Below are 12,733 nucleotides of genomic sequence, written 5' to 3'. Positions count from 1 at the left end.
GACAATGCCTATAAGGAACTGGGGCATCATTTTAAATCAGTTCCTAACGATCTATGAAAAAAGGGTCAGACTTTAAAAAAGTCCAACCCCTGTTATTTTAAACTTACACACTTAGTGGGATAGTGTCGTATTCAATCGCATTTTCTGTAGTATCAAAATCAACTTTTAAGAAAGCCGATGTAAAACTAACGTGAGTTGCACCACTCGGATAAGAAATATCGTTAGTAGGCGTTAAATTTGGGATTGAAATTTCACCAGTCAAACTATCTACAGTAAACGGAGCAAACAAAACAGCACTTAAAATAGCTCTATTGTTGAAATCAAAGCCTTTTAAAGCAGCTTTACCCTCTGTGGTTGCTAATCCTGTAGCTACATTTCTTTCGCCTCTTATAGAGGTTGTATCAAAGTTCTTAATTTGCGTCATTACTTGTGTAACACGGCTTGAAACTCGATTATCTTTTGCTCTAATCATTAAGTTTCTTGCAGAAGTTCTTAACAACTTACCAGAAGATGCAGAACTACCAAATTCAGAACCATTTTCACGAGTACGCTCAAACGCAGGGTCGTTTTGAATACGCTCTTTTGAAACACCGCTTTTAGTCTTTACTAAATAGCCTTCTTTACCCTTGTAAAACGTCAAATTATCTAACGTTCCTTCGAGTTTAATAATACCTTTTAACTTTGCCATAACAATACATTTTTAAATGATGAACAATCAAATATACGTGCTATAAAGCATCAATGTTTATAAGCACTTCCGTACTGTTTACAACTTGCCAAAACTTCCGAAATAGATAGTTTCTTCACTGCGATAATTGTCGTATATTGTATATAAGAGCTTTAGAGCTACGGTATAGCTAAAGTATAGTTAGAGTATTAATTTTAAATTTTGAGCCAATGAGCAGAATCTGTATTTACCCTAAAGACGTGCAAGTGGTAACAGGTAAAAGTGAGCGTTATGGTAGAACTATAATCAGCAAGATTAAAGAACACCTTAACAAAGAGTCACACCAATTAGTTACTATTGATGAATTTTGCGACTTTATGGGCTTTGAAATCAGTAAAGTACAAGGATTAATCAAGTAAATTTCGTATCTTTAACACAAGGTTTTAAAGGTGACCTATTAGGTGACCTCATAATGGTACAGGACTGAAACATCGATAAATAAAGACGCTGAGAAAGAGGTTCACTTACCTCTTTCTCCGCTGAAAAGCCCGTAAACGCACTGTTTACGGGCTTTTTTAATTTTAGGTATTGAATTGGGTAGTGTTTGGTAGGATAAAGGATAATATATGTTTTTTCAATAATTTCTCAAATACTCCACAATTTGCCGGGCTTCCTCTTCGGTTAGGTCCATATCAACCATGGTGTATTCATATTCTGCTTTCATGGCCTTTACCTGCACGTTATGCTCGATCATCCCTCCTGGGTTTAGAATCATGTTCATCACCCATTGTGGGGACCGCTCCTGTAAAACCCCACCTAAAGCTGGGCCTTTATTGCTGTCATGGATTTCGTGACAGGTAGAACATTCCCTTTTGAATAATTTTTCGCCCTTTGCGGCCATCTCTTGATCGATGTGCATGCCGAGTTCTACTTTTTCTTTAATGGGCCCTACACCAGTTTTGGCTTTATCTGGTCTGTTAATGTGCATGATTTTTGATGAATCTACTTCTTGGGAACCATCCTCTGTGTTTTTTGTTCCATGGCCCCAATCGCAACCCACTACACAAAGAAATGATAAAGCAAGAGATAATTTGGCTAAGGTTTTCATAAGTATGTTTTTTAAATTAGTTTTCTTTTCAGTTCCATGCAGACGTTCGAAATATTCAATCCCATATACTCATCTATTGGCCAAGTACTGCAAAATAGGTGCAAGCACAATAAATCAACAGACTAAAGTTAAAAATAAGATTGCTGAATCTCTCTTAACGTTTCCCTAAAACCCTTTTAATTTATGTTGACAGCAAAGCTTATTGAACCCTGTTTTCTGTATTTATAATCACTTTTTTCCAATATGTGTAGCGCCACCCATATAGATTTCGGCAGCTTCCATAATGGTTTCCGATAAGGTTGGGTGCGGATGAATACTAAGCGCCAAATCTTCTGCCGTTGCTCCCATTTCTATAGCAAGCGAAATTTCAGGAATTAGTGAACCGGCATTTTTACCGGCAACTCCCCCACCTAAAATTCTTCCGCTATCTGGTTCGATAAGCAATTTTGTTAAGCCATTTGCAGTTCCGATTGCTCGTGCTCGTCCCGAAGCCGACCAAGGAAACTTTAAAACTTTATAATTGGTGTTTTTTTCTTTTGCTTCGATTTCGGTAAGGCCACACCAGGCAATTTCTGGATTGGTAAATACAATTGCCGGAATAGAACGTACATCATAAGCCGCGCTTTGTTTGTCCGCAATGACTTCTGCTGCTATTCTGGCCTGATGCGAAGCTTTATGCGCTAACATTGGACCGGGTGTTATATCGCCAATAGCATAAATGTGTTTTTGATTGGTTTGCAGTTTTTTATTCACTTTTATAAACCCATCTTCATCAATAGCAATATTAGCTTTTTCTAACTTTAAGGAAGATGTATTGGGTTTACGGCCTATTGCGACCAAAACGAGATCGAATTCTTTTTCCTTTTCCTCGTCATCTTTGTTTTTAAGAAGAACTTTTGCTTTTTCGTTTTCTACGGAAACTTTTTCGATTTTATGCTCTAATAAAACTTCCGCGAAAGCGTGCTCTTTTTCAAAAACCTTTACCAAATCTTGGTCGGTGTTGGGTAATAAGTTTTCTGTCATTTCTGCAACGCTTATTTTTGCGCCAAGATTGGCATAAACGCTTCCCATTTCCATACCAATATAACCGCCGCCAATTACCAACATTTTTTCGGGAATTTTTGGTAATTCAAGCGCGTCTGTAGAACCGATTACCGTTTTATGATCCAGTTCTATGTCGGGTAAATCTATGTTGGTGGAGCCGGTGGCCAATATCAGATTTTCATATTGAAGTGTATATTTATCGCCATCTTCCAGATGAATTACGATTTTTTCTTCCGAAGCAAATTCCGCTTTAGCTTGAATATATTCTATGTCTTTATTTTTGGAAAGCTGCGCCAAACCATCAGTTAACGTTTTGATGGTTTTATCTTTAAAAGTTCGTAATTTCTCTAGATCAATTTTCGGATTATCAAATGCTAAACCCCAATTTTTGACTTCTTCTGCCTCTTGTTTGATTTTGGCAACGTGCAACAAAGCCTTTGACGGAATACATCCTCTGTAAAGACAAACGCCGCCCGGCTTAGGTTCGCTGTCTATCAAAGTGACTTTTAGACCGAGATCTGCCGCTCTAAAAGCCGCAGCATAACCGCCGGGCCCGGCTCCAATAATAACCAATTCTCGTTTTTTTGTATCTGACATAAAATTGTTTTTAATATATTAAGCTTCTAACAAAGCAGCATACGGATCTTCCAGCGCTTGTGCAATCCATTTTAGAAAACGAATGCCTTCTGCGCCATCTATTTGGCGATGATCATAAGAAAGGCTTAATGGCAAAATAGTGCCGGCATCTAACGCATCATTTTTAAAAATTGGTCGTTTTTGAGCGCGAGAAACCCCTAAAATTGCAACTTGCGGTGGTAAAACTATTGGAGTAAAGTTGGTGCCCCCAATGCCGCCAAGGTTAGAAATACTAAAATTACCGCCTTTCATTTCATCGGGTTTTAGTTCTCCGTCTCTAGCTTTTTGAGCTAGCGCAGTAATTTCTGTGCTTATTTCTAGAATAGATTTTCTGTCGGCATTTTTTATTACCGGAACCAACAAGCCTTTATCGGTATCTACCGCAATGCCAATGTTAATGTATTTTTTTAAAATCATTTTCTGATTCTCAAAATCTATGCTGGCATTAAACTTTGGAAATTGGCGCAAGGCAGTTGCACAAATTTTAACTAAAATTGCGGTAATGGTAAGTTTGCCGCCGGCATCTTTAGCTTTTTCTTGGTGCTCATTTATATATTTTTGAATGCCGCTAATTTCGGCTTCTTCAAATTGAAAGACGTGCGGAATTTCTTTCCAAGCTTTAGAAACATTTTTGGCAGTTGCGCTGCGAATGCTGGAAAGCTTTTTTTCTTCTGTTTCTCCCCACTGACTAAAATCCGGTAAGCTGGTTGACGTACTTTCGGTGGAACTTTCTTCGTCTTTTTTTGCGAAAGCTTTTACGTCTTCTTTACTGATTCTGTCGTTTTCTGTTTTTATTTTATGAATATCTACCCCTAATTCTCTAGCTAATCTTCTAACGCCGGGCGAAGCGGCGGGCAGATTCTCTTCGTTTTTTTCTTTATCACTTTCTTTTTTGTCGGATTTTTCTTGTTTTTTCTTCTCAGATTCTTTTTCAGTTTTCTCTTCAGCTTCTTCCTCTTTCTCCTCTTCGCTTTCAGCAGATTTTTTCTTTTTCTCTTTTCCTTTTTCCTCTTTCTCTGTTTTATCAGATTTCTCCTCTTCTACTTCTTCCTCTTTTTCATCAGAACCTGTATCTTCTTTACTTTCTTTACTTTCTTTATCTTTCTTTTCGGATTCTTCCTCACTTTTGGATTCATCCTTCTCTTTCGAATCTTTTTCCGCTTTATCATCATTTTCAGATTCAGTTTCGTTTTCGACTTCATCTTCCCCTTCGTCTTCATCTTCTTTTTCTTCCGAATCTGTTTCCGTCAATGTTAAAATTACATCGCCAACTTTTACCTCATCGCCTTCGCTTACTTTTATTTCCTCTACAGTTCCGCTATCTGAAGAAGGAATTTCCACGGAAGTTTTATCGGATTCTACACTGATTAAAGATTGGTCTTTTTCAACTTTATCGCCTTCTGAAACCAAAACTTCGGCTACTGTTGCGCTCTCTACGCCTTCTGCTACTTGTGGTATTTTTACTTCTATTGCCATTTTTAAAGAGTTTTTATAAATCGTATTTGCGCGGATTCTTTTTATCCGGATTGATTTCTAATTTTTTAATTGCTTTTTTAAGTTCTTCGGTAGGAAAATCGTCTTGCATTGCCAAATCGTATAAAACCGCGTACACGATGTTTTTTGCATCTACTTCAAAAAAATGGCGCAATTGTTCGCGGGTGTCGCTTCTGCCGAAACCATCTGTTCCCAAGGTGGTCAGTTTTGCAGGAAACCATTTGGAAACAGCCAGCGGCAATGCCTTCACGTAATCTAACGCCGCAACAAAAACTCCGTTTTCGTCTTTTAAACATTGCTCAATGTAATTTGGTTCGGGATTGAGTTGGGCGTGCTGTTTATTTTCTCTTTCAGTATCAATTGCATCATCGTATAAGGCTTTATAACTGGTAATGCTCCAAATATCTACCGCTACTTCGTATTCTTCTTCTAGAATTTCGGCTGCAGCCAAAACTTCTTTCATTATAGCGCCACTACCGAAAAGATGTGCTTTTCTTTCTTTAGTTTTTGAAGCTGCTTTAAATTTATACAGCCCTTTTAAGACGCCATCTTTTACATCTTCAGGCATTTTTGGCATCGGATAAGTATCGTTTACCACGCTTAAGTAATACAGGTAATTTTTCTTGTCTGCGTACATTTCCTTAATTCCGTTTTGAACGATAATTGCAAGTTCATACGCGAAAGTAGGATCGTACGCTTTGAGGTTAGGAAAAGCCAAAGCGTTTAAATGACTTTGTCCGTCTTGGTGCTGTAAACCTTCTCCTGGAATACTGGTGCGACCGGAAATTCCACCAATTAAAAAACCTTTAGCCCCGGCATCTGCAGCTGCCCAAATCAAATCACCAACCCGTTGAAAACCGAACATAGAATAGAAAAAGTAAAACGGAATGGTATTTACACCTTGATTGGAATAAGCGGTTCCGGCTGCGATAAACTCGCTCATACAGCCGGCTTCGGTAATACCTTCTTCTAAAATTGCGCCTTTTTTTTCTTCTTTATAAAATAAAAGTGTGTCTTTATCTACCGGCTCGTAATTTTGCCCTTCCGGGGCGTAAATTCCTGCTTGACTAAAAAGCGATTCTAAACCGAAGGTTCGTGACTCATCCGGAATGATTGGGGTGATTAGATTTTTTACATTCTCGTCTTTTAAAAGTTTACTCACAATTTGCACCATAACCCCGGTTGTGGCCGCTTCTTTATCGTCAGAACCTTCAAAAAAGTTTTCAAAAATCGCGGCGTCCGGTTCTTTTAAAGCTTCGGTTTTGTCTTTCCTTGTCGGAAGAAATCCGCCCAACTTTTTTCTTCTTTCGAAAAGATAGTTTAGTTCTTCGCTGTCTTTTTGTGGTTTTATAAAAGGAATATCTTCTAAATCTTCATCGGAAATTGGAACATTAAAATAATCCCGAAAGTGTTTTAGACCTTTTTCGTCCATTTTTTTGGTTTGGTGCGCCACATTACTCGCTTCCCCGGAATCCCCTTGTCCGTAACCTTTAATGGTTTGCGCCAAAATAATGGTGGGTTGTCCTTTATGTTCTACGGCCGCCTGGTAAGCGTTGTAGATTTTGGTTAAATCGTGACCGCCTCTTTTAAAGCGTTTCAATTCTTCGGGAGAAATATTTTTTACTAATTCTTTTAAATCTTCATCATCGCCAAAAAGTTCTTCTTTCATTAAATCGCCATCTTCAAAAGCATATTTTTGTAATTCTCCGTCCGGTAATTCTGTTAAGCGTTTGAGCAATTTGTTGCTTTTATCTTTTTCGAAAAGCGCATCCCATTCGCTACCCCATAAAACTTTAATCACATTCCAACCGGCGCCTTTAAAAAGTCCTTCCAGTTCTTGAATAATTTTATGATTACCGCGAACCGGACCGTCTAAACGCTGTAAATTACAATCGACTACAAAAATTAGATTTTCCAGTTTATCTCTTGCCGCAATGCTAATAGCACCGCGAGCTTCGGGTTCGTCCATTTCGCCATCGCCTAGAAAAGCCCAGACTTTTTGTTTGTTCTCTTTAACCAAGCCGCGATCTTGCAAATATTTATTAAACCGGGCTTGATAAATAGCCATTATAGCGCCCAAACCCATAGAAACGGTAGGATGATTCCAAAAATTAGGCATTATTTTAGGATGCGGATAAGAAGTAAGCGCTTTGGGAGAAAAAACGTCTCTACGGAAGTTTTCCAGATTTTCTTCGGTTAGTCTGTCTTCGAGAAAAGCCCGTGCATACACGCCGGGCGAGGCGTGGCCTTGAAAATAAACATTGTCTGCGCTACCATCTTCGTAAACTTTAAAAAAATGATGAAAACCAACTTCCCATAGATTAGAAATAGAAGCGTACGTGGAAATGTGACCGCCAATTCCTTCGTTTTCTCTATTGGCTTTTGCCACCATTGCCATTGCATTCCACCGGATGTAAGCGGTTAATTTTTCTTCAATTTCTATATTTCCAGGATATGCTTTTTCTTCCCCGGAAGGGATTGTATTATAATAAGGCATAGTAAAATCTTCGGTCGGTAATACGGCTTTTTTTACAGCCTCATCTTGTAGCAGTTTTAAGATGGTTTCGGCGCGCTCTTTTGGTTCATTTTCTAAAATCCATCGGAAAGATTCTAGCCATTCTTTGTTTTCTTTTTCGTGTTCGGAAGTTTTATTTTCTTTTGCCATAACCTAATTTTTAAGACAACCCGAAGTGATGCAACTTTGTGTATTGATAGCGGTTGGTTGTGTTTTTAGGTTTAAATTAAAGTTTATTTAGGGAGCAGACAAAGGATTAACATAAGATTACACTCAAGTCTTAATGTTTTTAACACGCTGGTTTTCTTATGTTTAAAAGTATCTTAAAAGTGTTGGGCATTTCCGAAGCATATATAAGTTCTCCAAAAAGTTGTGTCTATTTTATTTGCGATTGATAAAGTAAAATCAGTTGAAGAAGAAGTAGGTAAAACAATGAACTATTAGAACTCAAGTTTAAAGAAGCGTCCTGTTTAAACAAGTAATGAAAAAAGAAGTTAGAGCCAAATTTATTTTTACCATACTTTTTTTACGGTTTTAACTGATTTTATTCAATAAAAAATGGTGTACTAAACTAATCTATTGTTTCTGCTGTTTTGCTTAAACGCATTGGTTCTTGAAGAAAATAAAAAACCGTCCCGCCTAAAAAATAACAGGCCACATCCCAGATATCGGCTGTATATCGATGCGATTGCAGTGGGAGGTAATATTCAAACAAAACTGAGTACAAAACAACCAAGCTAAGTGTTGTAAAGACATTCAGACGGATGCTGCGGTCTTTTTTAACAAACCACACGCTGTGCAAACACAACGTCGCCACGATCGGGATGGTCAAAAAATCGTTTAGGTAATGGAGCACCCAGTCTGGGCTGGTAACAGAAAAGAGTTTTAAGCTTTGTACCCCTAAAAAAAGAACTACCGAAAGCAACACATACCCATGCAATATCTTCAATGGGAACTTTTGTATCATATAAACAACAGGGCTATTAACCAAGCGATAAAAGCACCAATAGCCATCACGACCATCCATACAGAGTACAGCACATAATACGTGCCGCGAACCAGCCAAAACCGGTTGGTTTTCCACCGTTCGGCAAATGATCTTTTCTTTTTAGCGCTGGGGTTTTTATTTGGTTTCTGGGTTAAATCCTTGGACTTAGGTTCAGAATCCCTGGTCGGTTCTTGGTGTGGAACCGAATTTTTAGCTTCCGTATTTCCAGAGTTTTTTTGCTGCGCCATGGTAAACCACATTCAGCTGGCAAAGATACGGTATATTTATGTTGGAAATAAGGCAAGTCCATTGTTTTAAAGGTCAAACCCGATAGTCCTCAGTGATGGTGTAAAAGTAGGAATGCATAGTCGTTTTTCTGAAATGTAAAAGCTTCAATTGCTTTCGTCTTCAAAAAAGATTAACTTCAATTTAAGCATAAATCAATACAGTTTTGTTATTTTTAATCATTCTAAATAATAAGCTGAAATTCCTAAAAAGTCCAAATATGTATTCTAAAAGCAAGATAAAATCCTTAGTAAGCGCTTCACCCATTTTAAAGGACATTATGGACGCCAAACCGGTTTCTTGGTTAAATCCAGAACTGAATTCGGTAGCACATACTGGGTTTTCCATCACCTTGGAGGATATGAAAGCAGCAGAACGCCTATGGAACCGTTTTGCCCCGTTTTTTGAAAAAGGCTTTCCTGAAACCAAAGCAACCAACGGAATTTTGGAATCGCCCTTACGGGAAATTGCGGCCATGCAATCGCTCTTAAATGAAACCGATGAAAGCATAAAAGGACGGTTGTTGCTGAAATGTGATAACGAACTTCCCGTTTCAGGTTCCATTAAAGCCCGGGGTGGATTTTTTGAAATCATGAAATATGCGGAACAATTGGCCATGGATGCAGGATTGTTGGACAAGGAAGACGATTACAGTTTTTTAACTTCAGGTGAATTCAACAAATTTTTCGGTAATTATAAAATTGGCGTGGGCTCTACCGGAAACCTCGGGTTGAGCATCGGGATCATCAGTGCAGCATTAGGATTTCAGGTTACGGTCTATGTGTCATCCGATGCCAAAAAATGGAAAAAAGACCTGTTGCGCGATAAAGGTGTCACAGTCATCGAGTTTGATGGCGATTTCAGCAAAGCTATTACCGCGGGAAGGGAAAAAACCAAGGCCGATCCCCAAGCGTATTTTGTCGATGATGAAGACTCCCGAAATCTTTTCTTGGGCTATACCGTTGGTGCCTTACGGATTGCCAGACAAATAGAAGAACAAAATATTAAAGTGGATGCTTCACATCCCTTGTTTGTGTATTCCCCTTGTGGTGTGGGAGGTTCGCCCGGTGGAACAGCTTTTGGGCTAAAACAAATTTACGGCGATCACGTACATTGTTTTTATATAGAACCCACGCACTGCCCCGCTGTATTGACCGGATTGGTTACTGGAGAAATGAGCGACATCAGTGTTCAGGATATTGGGCTTGACAACAAAACAGAAGCCGATGGGTTAGCTGTGGGAAGGCCTTCACATTTTGCAACCAAAATAAGCAAACAGTTGGTGAGCGGTATATTTACGGTGGAAGATAAACGGTTATTCAAGCTTTTGGCACAATTAAAAGACACCGAAAACATTTTTCTCGAACCTTCTGCAACCGCTGGTTTTATAGGCCCACCCTTGATGCAAAAAACAGAATATGCAAAAAAACATAAACTGCCGTTGCACAATGCAACCCATATTGTATGGGCAACTGGAGGCCTTTTAGTTCCAGAAGAGCAGCGGCAACATTATTATAAAAAAGGGTGCGAGCAACTGTCAACTGCTCCTTAAAGCTTCATGAAAAAAGTAAATAGAACTTTTTTATTCTGAAATTATCCTTAGCAATTACAAGGGCGAGACTAGATCAAGAAACCAATCTTTAACTTCACCTTCCAAATGTGGTTCTAAATTTTCTTGAACCATTTTATGGTAGGCATTGATCCAATCTATCTCTTCTTGTGAGAGCATGCTTTTAACGATGATGCTTTTAAAGAAAGGGCACAGCGTTAGGGTTTCAAATTCGTAAAACGTGTTCCATTCGGTTTTTTTCCAGATTTTGGCCAAGACAAGGTTTTCGTGGCGAATTCCATACTCTCCTTCCACATAATAGCCCGGTTCGTTGGAGAGTACCATCCCCGCTTGCAATTCCACCGGATTGATTTCCTTACGGATGCTTTGTGGTCCTTCGTGCACATTTAAAAAGCTGCCCACGCCGTGCCCGGTGCCGTGGTTGTAATCTTTTCCTTCCTTCCACAAAGGCATTCTCGCCAAGGCATCAAGTTGCACCCCTTTTGTGCCTTTTGGGAATTTGGCCAATGATAACTGGATCATTCCCTGCAAGACTGTTGTGGCGTCTTTTTTAAACTCATCTGAAACTTCTCCTAACGGAAATGTCCGGGTAATATCTGTAGTGCCTTCCAAATACTGCCCGCCGGAATCGACCAAGATACTGCCGTCATTGGTTACTTTGGCACTGTCTTCAGCTTTGGCGGAATAATGAATAATGGCGCCGTTGCCCTTATAGCCAACCACACTGCCAAAACTATTGCCAATGAAATTTTTTCCGGCCGCACGGAAGTCGTATAGTTTTTTACCAATGGTATATTCGTCCAACTCCTCTTTTCCTGCCGTATGGGTAAGCCAATGCAAAAATTTCACCATAGCCACGCCATCGCGCACCATAACTTCTTCAAATCCTTTTTGCTCGGTATTGTTCTTAACGGCTTTCATTAGGTGTCCGGGCGCAGGTTTTTCAAGTATGGTGTTGTCTTCTTTTAAGACTTCAAAAACAGCTTGGTTGCAGTTGGGAGCTATTAAAATGGTTTCGTTTTCTACTTTTTCGAGATAATCGAAGAAATCATGATAAGATTTTAACTCCACACCTGCTTCTTTCATTAGGTCTTTGGCTTCTTCATTTAATTTATCGACATCCACAAAGAGGGAGCATTGGTTCATCGTTACTAGTACATACCCTAAAAATACGGGGTTGCAAGACACATCGCTACCGCGCAAGTTGAGTGTCCAAGCCACATCGTCCAAACTGGATATTACGTGTGCCGTAGCGCCTTCGGCTTTCATCTTTTTGCGGATAGCTGCAAGTTTATCGGTCACCGATTGGCCCGCCCGTTCCATAGGCTGTACAAAAACAGGATTTTTACTGGGCGCAGGGCGTTTGGCCCACACCTTATCCAGCAACGGTAAACTTTTAAGGGTTCGGTTGTTTTTATCCAGTTTTTGTTGCAATTCCTTCCAATTGGAATGAGACGTAGCCAGAGCATTCACGGCAACCGTGGCGCCTTTGGAAGTTTCAGAAATAATCCAATCGATATAATGAGGTGTGCCTTCTACGCCATCTTTAAACAAATCGATGCCAGAGCCTTTTAACTCTTTGGGAGCTTGGGTAAAGTACCGGCCATCGGTCCAAAGCCCAGCCTTATTTAAAGTGACCACTACAAATCCCGCCGAACCGCTAAACCCGGAGAGCCATGTTCGCTCTTGCCATTCCGCCGGGAGGTATTCGCTCATGTGTGGGTCGTCGGCATACACGATAAAGGCATCAATAATATTTTTCTTCATTTCTTCCCTCAGGGAAGCTACTTTTTCTTTCACTTTCATCACTATTTTTTTTAAAGCCTAAAATTACAAAAAGGTTGTTGTATTGAAAAAGATACAGAGAGTTTAACTGCTTTTTATTACCCATTTTATGGATAAGTTTAAAGCTATTGTATTTAGAAACAAAAGCAAGTGATTTCTATCCTAAAATGATGAGATTTAACTTCACGGTAGAGAATCCGGATGCATTAATTTTCTAGTTAAAAAAACTAAATTATCTTTCTTTTTTCAGAAAAGCGTACCTCCAAACTAACCAATAGTCGCAATACACTCATTTATTTTGACAATCCACTCGTTTACACTTGACTTTAATTGGACGTAATTATAGTTTTAAAATTAATTTAATATTAAAATAATAAAATTATGAAAAGAGTTACATTACTTTTGGCTTTGTGCTTTATTGCCCCTTTTGGCATACTATACGCCCAAAGTACTATGAACACATCAAATTCGTCTTCCAACAAGGCGAAACAATCTCAGCAATGGGTACAATTACGGATCAAGTCCAAAAGTTGGGTCTAGAGTGAAAAATAGTTTTCTTTGCGGATAAATATTTTCCAATGAATAAAGAGACTGATTTACCCCTGCTAAGCTTAATCCTTCCTGAAGGTTTACTAACTTAC

The 12,733-nt window shown here is 39.1% G+C and carries 10 protein-coding genes; 2 read left to right on the top strand and 8 right to left on the bottom strand.

What is annotated here, in order from left to right; translation table 11 throughout:
* Nucleotides 1-103: 103 nt before the first annotated feature.
* Nucleotides 104-688 carry a hypothetical protein gene (locus DDV96_RS15515; protein ID WP_116695699.1) on the bottom strand — a complete coding sequence of 195 codons (585 nt, stop codon included), beginning with the start codon at nt 686-688 and terminating at the stop codon, nt 104-106.
* A 209-nt stretch (nt 689-897) separates the two neighbouring features.
* Between DDV96_RS15515 and DDV96_RS15510 the strand changes: the two genes are divergently transcribed.
* The gene (locus DDV96_RS15510; RefSeq protein ID WP_116695698.1) at nt 898-1,086 is read left to right on the top strand and encodes a hypothetical protein; all 189 of its coding nucleotides are present in this window, start codon (nt 898-900) and stop codon (nt 1,084-1,086) included.
* A gap of 215 nt (nt 1,087-1,301) precedes the next feature.
* On the opposite strand, the gene DDV96_RS15505 is transcribed toward DDV96_RS15510, so the two are convergent.
* The 6 genes from DDV96_RS15505 to DDV96_RS15480 form a co-directional block, all read right to left on the bottom strand.
* A complete protein-coding gene (locus tag DDV96_RS15505; RefSeq protein WP_116695697.1) occupies nt 1,302-1,775 on the bottom strand; it encodes a c-type cytochrome in 474 nt (157 codons plus the stop codon).
* A 228-nt stretch (nt 1,776-2,003) separates the two neighbouring features.
* On the bottom strand, nt 2,004-3,416 hold the full coding sequence (gene lpdA / locus DDV96_RS15500) for a dihydrolipoyl dehydrogenase (protein WP_116695696.1): 1,413 nt from the start codon (nt 3,414-3,416) through the stop codon (nt 2,004-2,006).
* An 18-nt stretch (nt 3,417-3,434) separates the two neighbouring features.
* Entirely contained in the window at nt 3,435-4,931 is a 1,497-nt protein-coding gene (locus DDV96_RS15495; RefSeq protein ID WP_116695695.1) for a 2-oxo acid dehydrogenase subunit E2, read from the bottom strand.
* Nucleotides 4,932-4,944: 13 nt separating this feature from the next.
* The gene (aceE, locus tag DDV96_RS15490) at nt 4,945-7,614 is read right to left on the bottom strand and encodes a pyruvate dehydrogenase (acetyl-transferring), homodimeric type (RefSeq protein WP_116695694.1); all 2,670 of its coding nucleotides are present in this window, start codon (nt 7,612-7,614) and stop codon (nt 4,945-4,947) included.
* Nucleotides 7,615-8,035: 421 nt separating this feature from the next.
* The gene (locus tag DDV96_RS15485) at nt 8,036-8,431 is read right to left on the bottom strand and encodes a hypothetical protein (RefSeq protein ID WP_116695693.1); all 396 of its coding nucleotides are present in this window, start codon (nt 8,429-8,431) and stop codon (nt 8,036-8,038) included.
* Nucleotides 8,428-8,700, bottom strand: a complete 273-nt coding sequence (locus tag DDV96_RS15480; protein WP_133240869.1) for a hypothetical protein — start codon at nt 8,698-8,700, stop codon at nt 8,428-8,430. Before DDV96_RS15480 ends, DDV96_RS15485 begins: the two co-directional genes overlap by 4 nt.
* Before the next feature lie 257 nt (nt 8,701-8,957).
* Between DDV96_RS15480 and DDV96_RS15475 the strand changes: the two genes are divergently transcribed.
* Complete coding sequence (locus DDV96_RS15475; protein ID WP_116695691.1) at nt 8,958-10,289, top strand: D-serine ammonia-lyase; 1,332 nt, start codon at nt 8,958-8,960, stop codon at nt 10,287-10,289.
* A 54-nt stretch (nt 10,290-10,343) separates the two neighbouring features.
* Here the strand turns inward: DDV96_RS15475 and DDV96_RS15470 are convergent, their stop codons facing one another.
* Nucleotides 10,344-12,113: an aminopeptidase P family protein gene (locus DDV96_RS15470; protein WP_116695690.1), complete on the bottom strand. Its 1,770-nt coding sequence runs from the start codon at nt 12,111-12,113 to the stop codon at nt 10,344-10,346.
* Nucleotides 12,114-12,733: the final 620 nt, after the last annotated feature.

The organism is Marixanthomonas spongiae, from assembly GCF_003095375.1.
In the GTDB taxonomy this organism is placed as follows: Bacteria; Bacteroidota; Bacteroidia; order Flavobacteriales; family Flavobacteriaceae; genus Marixanthomonas; species Marixanthomonas spongiae.
The sequence above is the reverse complement of the archived record's forward strand: the minus strand, read 5'-3'. Positions and strand labels throughout refer to the sequence as shown.